At 64.4% G+C, this 14,179-nt stretch carries 16 protein-coding genes; 12 read left to right on the top strand and 4 right to left on the bottom strand.

Annotation, left to right across the window (positions count from 1 at the left end; genetic code table 11):
* Positions 1-77: 77 nt before the first annotated feature.
* Genes ATE64_RS05175 through ATE64_RS05140 form a run of 8 tightly spaced genes read left to right on the top strand, consistent with a single transcriptional unit; the run spans position 78 to position 8,556 of the window.
* Positions 78-629, top strand: coding sequence for a thermostable hemolysin (locus ATE64_RS05175; RefSeq protein ID WP_058454206.1), 552 nt, complete (start codon positions 78-80; stop codon positions 627-629).
* A gap of 1 nt (position 630) precedes the next feature.
* Positions 631-2,685 (top strand): AMP-binding protein, encoded by a 2,055-nt coding sequence (locus tag ATE64_RS05170; RefSeq protein ID WP_058454207.1) that lies wholly within the window; start codon positions 631-633, stop codon positions 2,683-2,685.
* The gene (locus ATE64_RS05165) at positions 2,672-3,427 is read left to right on the top strand and encodes an SDR family NAD(P)-dependent oxidoreductase (protein ID WP_058454208.1); all 756 of its coding nucleotides are present in this window, start codon (positions 2,672-2,674) and stop codon (positions 3,425-3,427) included. The genes ATE64_RS05170 and ATE64_RS05165 overlap by 14 nt, the downstream gene beginning before the upstream one ends.
* 21 nt (positions 3,428-3,448) lie before the next feature.
* On the top strand, positions 3,449-4,093 hold the full coding sequence (locus ATE64_RS05160) for a tetratricopeptide repeat protein (RefSeq protein WP_058454209.1): 645 nt from the start codon (positions 3,449-3,451) through the stop codon (positions 4,091-4,093).
* Between the two features lie 4 nt (positions 4,094-4,097).
* On the top strand, positions 4,098-4,712 hold the full coding sequence (locus ATE64_RS05155; RefSeq protein ID WP_058454210.1) for a class I SAM-dependent methyltransferase: 615 nt from the start codon (positions 4,098-4,100) through the stop codon (positions 4,710-4,712).
* Positions 4,699-5,349 carry an RNA polymerase sigma factor gene (locus ATE64_RS05150; RefSeq protein WP_231734690.1) on the top strand — a complete coding sequence of 217 codons (651 nt, stop codon included), beginning with the start codon at positions 4,699-4,701 and terminating at the stop codon, positions 5,347-5,349. The genes ATE64_RS05155 and ATE64_RS05150 overlap by 14 nt, the downstream gene beginning before the upstream one ends.
* Positions 5,350-5,357: 8 nt before the next feature.
* Complete coding sequence (locus tag ATE64_RS05145) at positions 5,358-6,296, top strand: FecR domain-containing protein (RefSeq protein ID WP_058800151.1); 939 nt, start codon at positions 5,358-5,360, stop codon at positions 6,294-6,296.
* A 46-nt stretch (positions 6,297-6,342) separates the two neighbouring features.
* Positions 6,343-8,556: a TonB-dependent receptor gene (locus ATE64_RS05140; RefSeq protein ID WP_231729036.1), complete on the top strand. Its 2,214-nt coding sequence runs from the start codon at positions 6,343-6,345 to the stop codon at positions 8,554-8,556.
* A gap of 109 nt (positions 8,557-8,665) precedes the next feature.
* Here the strand turns inward: ATE64_RS05140 and ATE64_RS05135 are convergent, their stop codons facing one another.
* The 3 genes from ATE64_RS05135 to gntA are packed head-to-tail and all read right to left on the bottom strand — an operon-like array spanning position 8,666 to position 10,768.
* Entirely contained in the window at positions 8,666-9,535 is an 870-nt protein-coding gene (locus ATE64_RS05135) for an ATP-grasp fold amidoligase family protein (protein WP_231729035.1), read from the bottom strand.
* Complete coding sequence (locus tag ATE64_RS05130; protein ID WP_082657583.1) at positions 9,522-10,112, bottom strand: urea carboxylase-associated family protein; 591 nt, start codon at positions 10,110-10,112, stop codon at positions 9,522-9,524. The genes ATE64_RS05135 and ATE64_RS05130 overlap by 14 nt, the downstream gene beginning before the upstream one ends.
* Positions 10,109-10,768: a guanitoxin biosynthesis heme-dependent pre-guanitoxin N-hydroxylase GntA gene (gene gntA / locus ATE64_RS05125; RefSeq protein ID WP_058454213.1), complete on the bottom strand. Its 660-nt coding sequence runs from the start codon at positions 10,766-10,768 to the stop codon at positions 10,109-10,111. Before gntA ends, ATE64_RS05130 begins: the two co-directional genes overlap by 4 nt.
* 220 nt (positions 10,769-10,988) lie before the next feature.
* Here gntA and ATE64_RS05120 point away from each other — a divergent pair, with 220 nt between their 5' ends.
* Genes ATE64_RS05120 through ATE64_RS05105 form a run of 4 tightly spaced genes read left to right on the top strand, consistent with a single transcriptional unit; the run spans position 10,989 to position 13,522 of the window.
* Positions 10,989-11,663, top strand: coding sequence for a cytochrome b/b6 domain-containing protein (locus tag ATE64_RS05120; protein WP_156416471.1), 675 nt, complete (start codon positions 10,989-10,991; stop codon positions 11,661-11,663).
* A 9-nt stretch (positions 11,664-11,672) separates the two neighbouring features.
* On the top strand, positions 11,673-12,206 hold the full coding sequence (locus ATE64_RS05115) for a helix-turn-helix transcriptional regulator (protein ID WP_156416470.1): 534 nt from the start codon (positions 11,673-11,675) through the stop codon (positions 12,204-12,206).
* Positions 12,203-12,895, top strand: a complete 693-nt coding sequence (locus ATE64_RS05110; RefSeq protein ID WP_058454216.1) for a VIT family protein — start codon at positions 12,203-12,205, stop codon at positions 12,893-12,895. The genes ATE64_RS05115 and ATE64_RS05110 overlap by 4 nt, the downstream gene beginning before the upstream one ends.
* An 18-nt stretch (positions 12,896-12,913) precedes the next feature.
* Positions 12,914-13,522, top strand: a complete 609-nt coding sequence (locus tag ATE64_RS05105) for a LysE family translocator (protein WP_058454217.1) — start codon at positions 12,914-12,916, stop codon at positions 13,520-13,522.
* Between the two features lie 150 nt (positions 13,523-13,672).
* Here the strand turns inward: ATE64_RS05105 and ATE64_RS05100 are convergent, their stop codons facing one another.
* A complete protein-coding gene (locus ATE64_RS05100; RefSeq protein ID WP_011542781.1) occupies positions 13,673-14,128 on the bottom strand; it encodes a helix-turn-helix domain-containing protein in 456 nt (151 codons plus the stop codon).
* Positions 14,129-14,179: the final 51 nt, after the last annotated feature.

The following is a 14,179-nucleotide window of genomic DNA, read 5'->3' as shown; positions in this document are numbered from 1 at the left end:
TTTTCCGCGATTGCATTTTTCCGACTGTGGAGGTGGCGGCGCGGCGGCGTCGTTCGTGTGAGTGCAAGGAGATATGCATGTCGCACCACGCAGAATTGCAGATGATCGGCCACCGCTATCGCGAAGCCTTCGGGGCCAACCTTTCGCCGAACTTTGCCGCCTATATCAGTTGCCGTACCGAGCGGGAATCGACGGCAGCGCTTGGCTATGCCCGCGCCGGGACCGATCCGCTCTTTCTAGAAGTCTATCTGGATCAGCCGGTCGAAGCACTGGTGAGCGCGGCTCATTCGCGCCCCGTCGCGCGGACCGAGATCATCGAGATCGGCAATTTCGCTGCAGTCAGCCCGCAGGCGATGATCCTGCTGTGGGGCGCCGCGGCGAACGACCTGTCGGCGCTCGGCGAGGTTGCGGTCGCCACCCTGACGCGTCCTTTGCGGCACATGTTCCGGCGCATCGGCGTACCGATCGTCGATATCGCCGAAGCGTGTCCCGACCGGCTCGGACCAGCGGCGGCCGACTGGGGCGGCTATTTCGATCAGGATCCCCGGATTTGCACCGGCGTCATTTCGGACGGTCAGCACGCCATCAACGCCTTTCTCGACCGCCGATTTCGCCGTGAGGTTGCCTGACATGCCGTTATTCCAAGCCATTGCCGCCCACGCCGCAGCCGATCCTCAGCGCATTGCACTCGATGCACTCGATGGTGCTCCGATCACTTACGGCGCCTTGTGGGCTGAGTTGGGCGAGCGGTCGCTCGCTATGATGGCTCGGTTTGAGACCGACCGCGCAGTCGCGTTACAAAGCGATCACGGCGCGGAAACGTCAATCGTCGAACTCGCCCTGCTCCGAGCGAAGATCCCGGTGCTGTCGTTGCCAGCCTTTTTCACCCGCGAGCAATCGCGCCACGCCATCGCCCTCTGCGGCGCCGATCCCGACCCGATACAAAGCCCCTTGGGAACGGCCCGGTCCCGCAGGTCCGCGTCCGTCCCGCTGCCAAGCGGGACGGCGCGGATCACCTTCACCTCGGGATCGACGGGCACGCCGAAGGGCATCTGCCTCTCCGCCGATCATATGCTCACCGTGGCGCAATCGATCGTCGCAGCTGTGGGCGCCGAACATGCGGGGCGGCATCTCGCGCTCTTGCCGCCCGGTATTCTTTTGGAGACCGTTGCCGGCTTCTTCCCGACGCTGCTCGCAGGCGGCTGCTATGTCTGTCCGCCGCAGGCAATGATCGGCTTCGCCGATCCCTTTCGCCCCGATTTCGTCAAGGCGGCGACGATCATCGCCGAACAGCGCATCACCTCGCTGATCCTCGTTCCCGAATATCTTGAGGGACTGGTTCGCGTCATGGAGACGACGGGCCTTCGCCTGCCGCTACTGACGCTCGTCGCGGTCGGCGGTGCGCGGACATCGATCCCCTTGATGGACCGCGCCCGTCGGCTAGGCCTGCCCGTCCGGCAGGGCTATGGCCTGACCGAATGCGCGTCGGTCGTCTCTCTTCAGGACGCAGGCGACGACGATCCGTCTTCGGTCGGCCGTTGCCTGCCCCACATGACCGTACGGGTCGCCGACGATGGCGAAATCATCCTTGACGGCCCGGTCTGCCTTGGCGCGGTGGGCGGCGAAGCGCCCGGATCGCCGCTCCAAACCGGCGATATCGGTTCCATCGACAGCGATGGCCGACTGCATATCGAGGGTCGTAAATCGAACCTGATCATCACCAGTTTCGGCCGCAATATTTCGCCGGAATGGGTCGAGGCCGCGCTGGTCGAGCAGCCCGAAGTCATGCAGGCGATGGTTTATGGCGACGGGTTGCCGACGCCGGCCGCATTGCTGGTGCCAAGCCATCCCGACGCCGATCTCGCGGCAGCGGTCGCACGAGCAAATGAGAAGCTGCCCGCTTATGCCCAGATAAGCGCGTGGCGCGAGGCCGCGCACTTCACGCCGATGAACGGACAACTGACGGGCAATGGCCGCCTGCGCCGCGCTGCAATCGCCGCCGCCTATTTGAATGGTCCGCCCCTTTTCTTCACCGAGCTAGAAGCGCGCACCGTCCGCGAACGGCTGCGCTTCCTCGCAGTTCCGCAATTACAGGCGGGCCTCAACGGCACGATCAGTCGCGGCGCCTATCTCGATTATCTGGAGCAGGCCTATCACCATGTTCGCCACACTGTCCCTCTGATGCAGGCCGCGCGCGCACGGCTGACCGATCGCGCCGATATCGTCGCCGCGCTCGACGATTATATCGCCGAGGAAACCGGGCATGAGGAATGGATCTTGTCCGACATCGCAGCAGCAGGCGGCGATGCCGAGGCTGTGCGCGCCAGCAAGCCGGGACCAGCCACGGCGGCGATGGTCGATCACGCCTATGCCCGGATCGCGAACGGCAATGCAATGGCCTTTTTCGGGATGGTCTATGTGCTCGAAAGCGTCAGCGTCGCCTTCGCGACACGTGGGGCCGCGGCGGTCGCCAAGAAGCTCGGTCTTCCCCCGCAAGCCTTCACCTATTTGACCTCGCACGGTGCGCTTGACCAGGAGCATATGACCTTCTTCGCCAATCTGGTGAACGGGCTCGACGATCCCGCGGACCGCGACGCCATCCTGTCGATGGCGCAGGAGATATTCGGCCTGTTCGGCGGCATCTTTGCTGCGATCGAACTGGAGCCCGCGCATGCGCACGCTTGAAGGCAAACGCGTCGCGATCACCGGCGCCGCGGGCGGGCTCGGCACGCCCGTCGCGCGCTTGCTCGCTGCGGCGGGCGCGCAGACGATCGGCATCGACCGTATCGAAAGCGTGGCCTGCGACGCCAATATCGTCACCGACCTCGCAGACGACATCGCGCTCGCGACGCTCACCGACCGGCTCGCGGACGACCCGCCCGACATCCTGGTCAATATCGCCGGCATCCAGCGCTTCGGCCTGCACGAGAGCCAACCGGTCGAGGCGCTCGCTCTATGCTACCGCGTCAACCTGCTCGTCCCGGCGGTGCTGGCCCGCGCGGTGGCGGGACCGATGCGACGGCGCGGTCATGGCCAGATCGTCAACATCGGATCGGTGCTGGGGTCGATCCCCTATCCGTGGTTCGCGGCCTATTCGAGCAGCAAGGCAGGCCTCGCCGCACTCAGCCAGGGATTGCGGCGCGAACTAGGCGGCACCGGCGTCACCGTCACCCACATCAATCCGCGCGCCGCACGCACGGCCTTCAACAATGCCGACGTCAACCGCTTCCTCGAAATCACGGGGATGAAGGCCGATGCGCCCGACTGGGTGGCCGACCGTATCGTCGCGGCGATCCTGGCCAAGCGAGCGACAGTCAACATCGGCCTGATCGAGCGCGTCTATGCGGCGCTCAACGCCGTGTCCCCCGCGTTGATCGATTCCGGCCTGGCGCCGCAGATCAAGCGCGCCCGCGCCGAATTTTCCTGATCCAAGACAAAGGAGCATAAGATGAACAAGCGCCTCACCCTGTCGAGCACAGTCGCCGCAATCCTTCTCGCCACGATGCCGGTCGCCGTCCTCGCCGGCGTCACCGAGGATGTAAAATCGATCAACGACGGCTGGGCGCATATCGTCTACGAAGTCCGCGGATCGAGCACCCAGACCAAAGCGCTTGATGCGCTCGCGAAACAGGCCGCGCAGATCGTTGCGCGCAATCCGGGCAAGGCCGAACCGCTGTTGTGGCAGGGGATCGTCACCAGCGAGCAGGCCAACCGTGCGAATTTCCTGCACAAGCTCGGGCTCGCCACCAAGGCGCGCGATATCATCGCCCGCGCCTATGCGATCAATCCGCGCGCGGCCAATGGCGGCGCCGCGATGAGCCTCGGCGTCCTCTACTACAAGGTGCCCGGATCACCGATCGGCTTCGGCGACGATGACAAGGCGCGCAAGCTGCTCAAGGAAGCGCTGGCGCTCGATCCGGGCGGACTCGACGCCAATTATTTCTACGGCGACTTTCTGCTCGACCAAGGCGATACCAAGGGCGCGCGACTGTTCCTGCAAAAGGCGTTACGCGCGCCGCACGATGCAACTCGCCCGGTGTGGGACGCCGGTCGCCGCCGCGAGGTTCAGACGCTGCTCGCCAAGGCCCAGTAGGGCCATGGCGCTGGCGACAGCATTTGCCGGACAGCTCGCGCGGCCGCACGGCGCGGCCGGGCGGTTCGTCGGCCTTGCCATGGACCTGGCGAACCGCAAGCCGACCCGGCTCGCGCTCGATCTGCTCGCGCCGCGCGCGGGTGAGCATATCCTCGATGTCGGGTGCGGCACCGGTTCGGCGCTCGTCGCTTTGCGGCGACGCGCCGCTGCGCGCGTCACCGGGGTCGATCCATCCGACCTGATGGCGCGCATGGCCGCCGCGCGGCTCGATGGCGTCGGCACGGTGCATCGCGCGAGTTTGGAGACAATGTGTTTTCCCGATGCAAGCTTCGACGCCGCGCTGCTCCTTAACATGCTCTACTTCTGCAAGGCGGACGGGATTGCGCTCGCTCGCCTGCATCGGACCCTCAAACCGGGTGGGCGGGTGGTTGCTTATGTCACCCATCGCGACGCAATGCGCGGCTGGTCGTTCACCCGCGCCGGCCTTCACCGGCTCTATGACGAAAGCGCGCTTTTCGATGTCTTCGTCGCGGCGGGATTTGCGCATGATTGTATTTCAGTGCAAGCGCAGCCGATAACAAAGTCTGTTAAGGGGCTTTTCGCCATTGCGACCCGATGATTTTCGGCGCGGCGCCCCCGGTCGGGAGACAGTTGCCGCAATGGAGCCGACTGCTGGTCTCGTATCACTGTTCGATCGGCATCGCGGCGAATTGCTGCGGTTCTTGCGCGCGCGCTGCGGCAACGCCTATGAGGCTGACGACTGTTTGCAGGAATTGTGGCTGAAGGCCGCCAACAATCCAAGCGGTCCGGTAGCCAATGGGCGCGCCTATCTGTTTCGCATGGCGAACAATCTTTTGCTCGATCGGCGCCGGGGTCAGTATCGCGCGATGCAGCGCGACCGGCGTTGGCTGGAAGGCGATGGCGAAGCCGTGGCAAGCGAACTACGCGCCGATCCGGCGCTTCCCCCCGATGAAGTACTGGCGCGGCAGCAGGAAGCCGACTTTCTGGCGCAGGCGATCGCAGCGCTGCCTCCGGGAGCACAGCGCGCCTTGCGACTGCACCGCTTCGATGGGCACGGTCAGGCGGAAGTTGCAACCATCATGGGCATTAGCCGCAGCGGCGTAGAGAAACATCTCGCGCTCGCGATGAGACATTTGCGCGATGCGCTGGCCGACTGCGGATTTTTCGACGCCGCGGCGTTACAGTGGCAGGGGCGGTCAGACGCGGCCAGGCCGCGACCGGATGAAAAGCTATGAATGGGGAAATGGACAGGATCGTCGCCGAGGCCGCCGCATGGCATGCCGCGAGCGACACTGACGACATGGATTGGGACGGCCTTACGCTATGGCTGGAGGCCGATCCGCGCCATGCCGCAGCCTATGATCAAATAATGCTGACAGGCGCCATCATCGATGACCATCGCGAGACGCTGGCACCGCGCATCGCGATGCCCGCCAACGATGAAAAAGCCACGCTGCCCCTCCCTCGCCGCGCAAAATGGCTAGGCTGGGGCGGCGGCGCTGTTGCCGCTGCGTTGGTTGCAACGATGCTCGTGCCACGCCTCGCCGAACCCGACCCCGCGATTTATGTCACCGGAGCGAAGACACGCGCGATCGCGCTCAATGACGGATCGCGGATCGAACTCGCGCCGTACAGCCGGCTCGAGGTGGCGGGGCGCCACCAGGATCGCCTCGCCTTGGCCGGCGGGGCGTGGTTCGATATTCGCCACGACCCCGGCCGGAAAATGGCGATCACCGCCGATGGTCTGACAATCAGTGACGTCGGCACGCGCTTCGACATCCAGACTGCCGGTGCCGGCGTGCGCGTCGCGGTGGCCGACGGCAAGGTGAAAGTGTCCGGAGCGCGCCTAGCGCGCAGCATCGAATTGTCCGGGGGCCGCAGTTTGCAGGTCGACGGCAGGACGCATATCGCGCAGGTTCGCGCCATCCCCGGCGAACAGGTCGGGGCTTGGCGCAGCGGCCGGCTCAGTTACGACCGCGCGCCATTGGCGCTGGTCGCGGCCGACCTGTCCCGCTATGCGGGCGTCAAGGTCGTGGTCGCCGACGCTGTCGCCGCCCGGCAGTTTTCGGGGACGTTGGTCATTGGCGATGGACAGGCGGCGCTTCGCGATCTTTCGCGGCTCATGGGCCTTCGGCTTGACCGCCGCGATAACGGCTATCGCCTGGAATTGCCCCCCCGCTGACGCGCGCGAACCAGCGCGGCAGACAATAGACATCCCTGCCGCCACTTTGGCGCGGGCGATCGATCAACTGTCGCGCGAAGCGGGCGTATCGATCGGCATCGAGGGACGGCTTCCCAATTTGCGGACACCCGCCATTCATGGCCAATTGACCGTCGATCAGGCACTCGCGCGCTTGCTGGCGGGCACCGGCTATGTCGCCCGACGGGTCGGCGGCAATGCGTGGCGGATCGAGCGCGTGCCCGTTTCCAATGCCCCGCACCCACCGCCCGACGGTTCCAAGCCTCAAGATTCGAACGATCCAGCAACGATCATCGTCACAGCGACGAAACGAGAGGCCCCGCTCGCAAATTTGCCTTTGGCGGTGTCGGTCTTCATTCCATCCGCATCCGACGGGGTCGATCCGGCTTCGGATACCGCGCGCGTCGCAGCGGCGGTGGACGGGTTCTCGATGACGGGCCTCGGGCCGGGCCGCAACCGCATGTTCCTGCGCGGTATCGCCGACAGCGCCTTCAACGGCGAAAGCCAGTCGACGGTCGCGATCGTCCTCGACGGATCGCGTCTTACCTATTCCGCGCCGGACCCCGATCTTAGGCTCGTCGACGTCGAGCGGGCCGAGGTGATCAAGGGGCCGCAAGGATCGCTCTACGGGACCGGGGCGCTCGGCGGCACCTATCATATCGTAACCCGGCGTGCCGATCCCGAGAGCTTCACGGCCAGCATGACCGGCGGCGCCACACTCGTGTCCGGCGGCGGAACCGGCCTCTCGGCATCGGCGATCGTCAATCTGCCGCTCGCCCAAGGATCTGCCGCGTTGCGGCTGGTCGGCTACCGCGCCGACGAGCCGGGGTGGATAGAGACCGGTACGCGTCGCAACGCCAATCGCACCCGCGTCGAAGGAGCCCGCGCGGCGCTTGGCGTCGAACTGGGTGACCGCTGGCGGCTCGACCTGTCGGGAGTTGTCCAGTTTCTTGGGTCGCGCGACAGCCAATATGTCTATGCTCCCGGCGCGCGCTCGCGCGCTGCCCAACGCCCCGAGCCGCATGACAACGACCTGCGCCACATTGCCGCACGCTTGGCTCGCGAAGGCGATGTGACTGTCGAACTGGTCAGCGGCATGACCTGGCACGAGGTCGGCGACCAACTCGATGCAACAATGGGCGCCGGCCAGTTCGGGCTCGCCGATCCGCTCATCCTGAGCGACGACAGGCAATATCGCGTGCTCGATAATGAACTGCGCATCAGCAGCGATCGCGGACCGATCCGCTGGCTCGTCGGCCTGTCTTATGTTCGCGCCAGTCAAGACTTCGTCGCATCGCTGGCGTCGGCCAATGCGGCGCTGCTTATCGACGACGATCGGCGCACGACGAGCGATCTTGCGTTGTTCGGCGATGTCGGCTTCGCACTTGCACCCAGGTTCAGCCTCGACGTCGGCGGCCGCGCGTTCCACACCCGCGTCTCGGAATCGCGGCTTGTTCCTGTGGGGACCGAATATGAACGCTTCGGGCGAACCGGCTTCACCCCAAGCGTTGCGCTGTCCTGGCATCCGCGGAGCGATCGGCTGATCTACCTGCGCTATGGCTCGGCCGTCCGGCAAGGCGGGTCGGACATCAATCCGGCGGGCGAGTTGCAATTGCTCAAGGGCGACGAGTTGCAAACACTCGAAGCCGGCTGGCGACAGCAACTGGGCAGCGGGCAGCTCGACGCCGGCCTCTGGTACAGCCGCTGGGACCATATCCAGTCCGACCTGCTCGAGAGCGACGGGCTGATCGAAACCCGCAATGCAGGGCAAGGCCGGATCGTCGGCGCCGAGGTGAGCCTTTCCGTACCGCTCGGCAGAGGTTGGAAGCTCGAAAGCGGCGCCAATCTCGTCTCGGCTCGCTTGGTGCGCAACAACCTTGGCATCGCGCTCGATGACCGGCGCCTGCCCGTCGTCCCCTCTTATGTCGTCCGCACCGCGATCAGCCGTGACTTCGAAATCGCTGGAGCCGAAGCCTCGCTGGCGCTGCGCCTGCGTTACGTAGGACCTTCAAGGCTCAGTTTCGACCCGTTGGTCGACCGACCGATGGGGAACCTGATCGAGGGCGGGCTGGAGGGACATCTGAAAGTCGCGGGGCTCGATCTGACCGCACGCGTCGAAAACCTGTTCGGCGAGGACGAGGACAGTTTTGCGTTCGGCAATTCGCTCCGTTTCGCGACGATGCGGCAATATACGCCCATGGCGCCCCGGCAATTCAGTATCGCGCTTTCAAAACACTTTTAGCGCGTGATCCCCGCTATTCGCGTGCCGATTGAAAACTCGCGCGGCACGCGGCGGGCAAGGGAATATTCCAGCTATGCGCGCAATCGCCTCGAATGCTGATGATCGAGTATCAACTTGCCATCGCATCTAGCCATAAGGCGCCCAGTTCGAGGTCGATCCAGTCTGCAGCGAAAGGGTCGAACCCTGAACCGGGATACAGACAGAATTCGCCAAAATAGGGATGGCCCTCGACTTCATAGAAATCGACGCGAAGAAAGCTCATGCCGCGCGCCAGGGTTTCGGCAGCGGAGAGCATGGCCGACAAGGAGGAGGGCGCTTGAGGGCGATCGATATTGTCGACCAAAGGCCGCCAATTGCGATCATGCAAAATCCAGCGGTGTCGGCCACCGCGATCCAAATGGACCTGCACATGGGTCGCCTGACCCCCGAAAACGTACATCTTGTAATCGATCGGCAGCGGCAATTTTCCGCCGAGCAACGGTTCGGCAATCAGACCGCGCGGTACGTCGCGATAGGCCCATTCGTCGAGCCATAGGCCATATGGCGATCGCTGCCAGCGCTGCGACCGGCGTTGCAGCCGGCGCCATTGCGCCGCGGAGGGCGCTTCGCACAGCACGGCATTTTGATTGCAGCCATGACGCGCCTTGAGGATGGCAGGAACCGCAAAGGGAATCTCGTCGGGCAACATCTTCCCCGACCAGAGCGTCGGAACCACCCATTCCGTTCCGAGCGCGGCCCCGGCGAGGCGCTTGGACTCGACCTTGTCCATCAGCAGCGTTTGGCCGGGAGACCGATCATATAATTTGCGCATCTGAACCAGTTCGGTGAACCGGATCGGCGCATCGAGATTGAGCAGGCGGCGATGGCGCCAGCCGTAACTGACGGCGACCCGCCAGCGAGAAAGCGCCGAGACGATGTCCCCGATCGCCGAGGATGCCGCCCGGTCGGTCGGCAAGACGGCCAGATCAGTCGACGGCATAGTGGATCGGTTTGAAACTGCCGCCGTTCGAAGCATAGGCCGAACAGGCGGTGAGCCCGACGATGCAATCGATGGATGCGCGAAGGCGGATATAATCGCCTGCCCGGCTGCGCGGCGCCAGGACCGACACCCTGCCCGTCGAGGGATCGATCGGCACATTCATGAAGATGTTGAAGGCCACCGGAATGGCATCCGGCTTGATCCCAAAAGGAGCGAGGGCTTCAGCGAGATTCCCCAAACAGCCGCGATGCACCGGCTTGTCGGGATAGAAGTGCCGGAAGGTCGCCTCGCTGCAGGGTGTAAGCAGGAAATCATGCGTACCCACCCGATCTTCCTCGATTTCGAACATGATCCGCGAACGGTTCGACCACAGGCGATGGCCCGTCGTCAGCCGGATCGTCTCCTCATAATCGAAGGTGCGCCCGTTCGACAGATATTCGCCCGTGTCGCCGGATGCATAGGCAACCATGTCCGACACCTGTTCGCCCTCCGGATCCCAGACCGTCAGCGCCTGTCCCGCCGCCATGGTAAAGGCGACGCCGCTTCGCGGAGCGATCTCGAGCTGCCCGGGTTTCAACGGCGCGGATCCCGAAACGGGCAGGTCCAGTCGGCCTCGACCTGCCGCCCGCTATACTGCCTCGCCTCGCTGGTTTCACCGTGCCGGGCGAGCATCGGATTGGCAAAGCCCGCGAGGGCCACATCGCGTTCGACGATGATGTCGCGCATCCTGTCGTAGCTTCCTTTTGTGCGTAGCTGTTCAAATTGGTCGTGGAGATTGAAGACGAGCGCCGGCCGCGAGAACCGGCGCGCCGGGCGAGAAGCGTTGGGGTGCAGCCCGACGACGAAAAAGGCAACGCCGCCGAAACTCAACGAAAAATGCGGATCCTCCGGATCGGAGCTGACGGCCTCGTCGTACGGCTGACCGAGCCAGGCATCCTTGTCAGCGAACGACTGCAGCCGCGTCCACATGGCGGCCTCAAAATCCTGCTCGGACAAGTTAGAAGGCCCATCGAATAGAACGACGAGACTGCGCAGGCCCTCTCGCGCGCTTCCGAAATCGCGCGCCCAGTCGAGCAAGGCGCGGTGTATCTCCAGATCGTTCCATGCGCTCGTCATATCTCGCGCTTCGATGATCCGCAGATTACCCCGCGCCACCGCCGATTTGGCGCCGACGCAGGGAAAGCTCGGGTCAGAAACATAGGATAGGAATTCGGCGGCGCCGGGCTTGGACATTGGCTCTCCCTGAGTGGTCCAAATGCTGAACGTTTGCCGCCGAAAATGGTTCAGAGAGGACTTTTGAGGCCAAGGAAATGCTGCCGGCTTGAGGGGCTGGAAATCGTCTTTGACCGCATTGGCGGCCCGATGCGCGGACATAAGCAGGCGCTTACACCTAAGACCCTAAGCAGTTTGCCGATAGCTTAGGCGTGCGCATCATGATCAACACCTTCAACCAATGAAGGAACGCCTCATGTCGATTTCGCCTCCTCCAAATCCCGATGAAGGTTTCGGGAAACCCGTTCGCCCGCGCCGACGCTGGGACCCCGTAGTCAAAGTGACCCACTGGTCGATCGTGACCGCGATCATCGCCAACGCGCTGTTCACCGAGGAAGGTTCGGGCGCGCATATCTGGGTCGGCTATGCACTGGCCGCCATCCTCGCGCTTCGCCTGCTTTGGGGGTTGATAGGACCCGCCGAGGCTCGCTTCTCGGCCTTTCTCCCGAGCCCCCGCCGGGCTCTTGCCCACCTGCGCGATATCAGGGTCGGCAAAAAGGAGGTTCATCGCTCGCACAATCCGCTCGGCGCGCTGATGGTCTATGCGATCTGGAGCATGCTCGGGGTCATCATCGCCAGCGGCATAGCTGTGGCGGAGCCTCCTTCGACGGCTTTTCTCGATCGCGCAGAGCGGTCCGGCGATGTCAGCCCGCAGCTGGTTGTAGAACAGGGCGATCATGACGACGATGATGTGCCCGAAGGCGCAGGCGGCGAGGACAGCGTGTGGGAAGAAGTCCACGAGACGGCCGTCAATCTGCTCTACATTCTGATCGCACTGCATGTCGCTGGGGTGGCCTTCGAGACGCGCCGCAGCGGCCGGGAAATCCTGTTGGCTATGTTGCCCGGCCGCGCGTAAACCGTGGCCATGCAGGAAAGACGAAGATCGCTGGAACGCCGGGCGGTCGCGACCACCTTTCTGGTGGTCCTCCAGTCCGTGGCGGCGATCTTCTTCATCGCCGATGTCGCTGGCGACATCGCCGCTGATGGCTGGAACATGCACCTGCTTGTCGAAACCGGCGCGACCGTTGCGCTTCTCGCCGGGGTCGGCTTCGGCGCTCTCCAGCTGCGCTTGCTGATCCTTCGCGCCCGACTTGACGAGACGGCGGTCGCGGCGGCGCGCGGCGCGATGTCGGACCTTGTCCGGCAGCGGTTTCTCGACTGGCAACTGACTGCTGCCGAGGCCGATGTCGCGCTCTTCGCGCTCAAGGGCTTCGATGCAGCCGAGATTGCGCACCTCCGCGGCGCGGCGGCGGGGACGATCCGGGCGCAACTCGCGCGCATCTACGCCAAGGCCGGAGTGCATTCGCAAGTCGGCCTGATAGCCCTGATGGTCGAAGACCTTGTCGACGGCGACGCGATTAAACCGGCTGAAGCCAAACCGCAGGGGAACAATGGATGAGAAGCCACCGCGAAAGCCATCTCGTGTCGCGCATTGGCTGGCTGCGAGCCGCCGTGCTCGGTGCCAATGACGGCATCGTATCGACCGCAAGCCTCATCATGGGCGTCGCCGCATCGGGGGCCCCGCGCTCCGCGGTGCTTGTCTCGGGGATTGCCGGGCTTGTCGCGGGCGCGATGTCGATGGCCGCCGGAGAATATGTTTCGGTGAGCTCCCAGTCGGACACCGAGCGATCGGACCTCGAACGCGAACGGCTCGAACTGGCGACAGACCCCGATGCGGAGCTTGCCGAACTTGCCGGCATCTATCGAGCACGGGGCGTCGATGCCGATGTCGCGAAAACCGTCGCCATGCAGATGACCGCGTTCGATGCGCTCAGCACCCACGCCCGCGACGAGCTTCACATCACCGACATGACAGCGGCGCGGCCGATCACCGCCGCGTTCACCTCGGCCGGGACCTTCACACTGGGCGCCCTGCTCCCTGTGCTGGCGGCGGCGATGCTCCCACACGACTGGCTTGTGCCCGGCGAGGCCGTTGCATCGCTCCTCTTTCTTGCTCTGCTCGGATGGGTTGGGGCAACGGCGGGCGGATCGAGGCCGTTGAAGCCTGTCGCGCGCGTCGTCTTCTGGGGGGCGCTCGCCATGGCGCTGACGGCAGGTATCGGACGACTGGTCGGAACCGCCGTCTAACCGCGAAGGAACAGGCGCTTGGACATTATCGGGTTCGCGCTGGCGGTGCTGCTGATCGAGTTGACGCCGGGCCCGAACATGGCCTGGCTCGCCGGGCTTGCCGCAACCGAAGGCCGGCGTTGCGGCCTATCCGCCGTCGCAGGCGTCGCGCTGGGCCTGCTCGCGAACGGCGTTCTGGCAGCCTTGGGGCTGGCGGCATTGCTGCAGGCTGCCCCGCAGCTCTGGAACATCCTGCGCTTCGCCGGCGCGGCAATGATGCTGTGGCTTGCTATCGAAGCATGGCGCGGCACCGGCGATGGATCACGATCCACACGGCCGATCAGCTCGCCTCGCCGCGCCTTTGCGACCGGCGCCTTGATCAATCTGCTCAACCCGAAGGCTTATATCTTTTTCCTCGTTGTGGCGCCGCAGTTCCTGAACGGCGAGGCGCTCGGCATCCGCAATGCGCTTATCCTGTCGGTTATCAGCGTCGCCATCGCGACATCGATTCACCTGTCGATAGTCATCGCCGGAAGCGCGGCGCATGAATGGCTATCCGATCCGCAGCGCACCAAGATCGTGCGACGCGCGTTCGCGGCAATCATGCTGGCTGTGGCGCTGTCATTTCTTCTGACCGATCTGGGCTAACGGAATTCTTGCGCGGTCGCTCACCATGGCGTGGACTGGCCGTTTCCAGCCTGTCGGCTTTCGGACTGAAAATGAAAGAAGCAGACATTGAGCTTCGCCAAAGCGTCGTCCTTGCGAAAACCGACATTGGTCTGTGCTGGCCGACGGCGGCTAGCCGGCAGGAGGCCGGGCAGACGGATCGATCGAACCGAATAGCGTTTCCAGCAGCGGGCATTCCGGGGTCTTGCCATCCGCGCATCGCACGACGGTTTCGGCAAGCACCGACTCCATGGCCTGAAGATCCGCGATCTTGGTACGAATGTCGGTCAGATGGACCACGGCGACCTCGCGCGCTTCGGTGCATGGGCGATCGCGGTCCTCGGCCAGCCGAAGCAGCGCGCGGATCTCGTCCAGCGTGAAGCCCAGTTCCCGCGCGCGCCGCACAAAGCCGAGCCGCATGAGATGACCATAGCCATAGAGCCGGTGACCGCCGTCGCTGCGCGCAGGCGCGGAGAGCAGGCCAATTTTCTCATAATAGCGGATCGTCTCGATGTTGCATCCGGTGCGCCGCGACAGTGCTCCGATGGGGAGCCGGGGCGCTGTGTCCTGCAGATTTTTCCGATCCATGCTGAAATACCTCTTGAACCTGTAGCCGCTACAGATCCTATCTAGGGTCAA

Source organism: Sphingopyxis sp. H073, from assembly GCF_001468395.1.
GTDB lineage: Bacteria > Pseudomonadota > Alphaproteobacteria > Sphingomonadales > Sphingomonadaceae > Sphingopyxis.
This window is presented reverse-complemented; position numbering and strand designations above follow the sequence as displayed.

What these genes read in the sequence shown, in the direction of transcription:
- ATE64_RS05175 (WP_058454206.1), top strand. Translation starts at nt 78, where the DNA reads ATGTCGCACCACGCAGAATTGCAGATGATCGGCCACCGCTATCGCGAA.
- ATE64_RS05170 (WP_058454207.1), top strand. Translation starts at nt 631, where the DNA reads ATGCCGTTATTCCAAGCCATTGCCGCCCACGCCGCAGCCGATCCTCAG.
- ATE64_RS05165 (WP_058454208.1), top strand. Translation starts at nt 2,672, where the DNA reads ATGCGCACGCTTGAAGGCAAACGCGTCGCGATCACCGGCGCCGCGGGC.
- ATE64_RS05160 (WP_058454209.1), top strand. Translation starts at nt 3,449, where the DNA reads ATGAACAAGCGCCTCACCCTGTCGAGCACAGTCGCCGCAATCCTTCTC.
- ATE64_RS05155 (WP_058454210.1), top strand. Translation starts at nt 4,098, where the DNA reads ATGGCGCTGGCGACAGCATTTGCCGGACAGCTCGCGCGGCCGCACGGC.
- ATE64_RS05145 (WP_058800151.1), top strand. Translation starts at nt 5,358, where the DNA reads ATGGACAGGATCGTCGCCGAGGCCGCCGCATGGCATGCCGCGAGCGAC.
- ATE64_RS05135 (WP_231729035.1), bottom strand. Translation starts at nt 9,535, where the DNA reads ATGCCGTCGACTGATCTGGCCGTCTTGCCGACCGACCGGGCGGCATCC.
- gntA (WP_058454213.1), bottom strand. Translation starts at nt 10,768, where the DNA reads ATGTCCAAGCCCGGCGCCGCCGAATTCCTATCCTATGTTTCTGACCCG.
- ATE64_RS05120 (WP_156416471.1), top strand. Translation starts at nt 10,989, where the DNA reads ATGAAGGAACGCCTCATGTCGATTTCGCCTCCTCCAAATCCCGATGAA.
- ATE64_RS05115 (WP_156416470.1), top strand. Translation starts at nt 11,673, where the DNA reads ATGCAGGAAAGACGAAGATCGCTGGAACGCCGGGCGGTCGCGACCACC.
- ATE64_RS05110 (WP_058454216.1), top strand. Translation starts at nt 12,203, where the DNA reads ATGAGAAGCCACCGCGAAAGCCATCTCGTGTCGCGCATTGGCTGGCTG.
- ATE64_RS05100 (WP_011542781.1), bottom strand. Translation starts at nt 14,128, where the DNA reads ATGGATCGGAAAAATCTGCAGGACACAGCGCCCCGGCTCCCCATCGGA.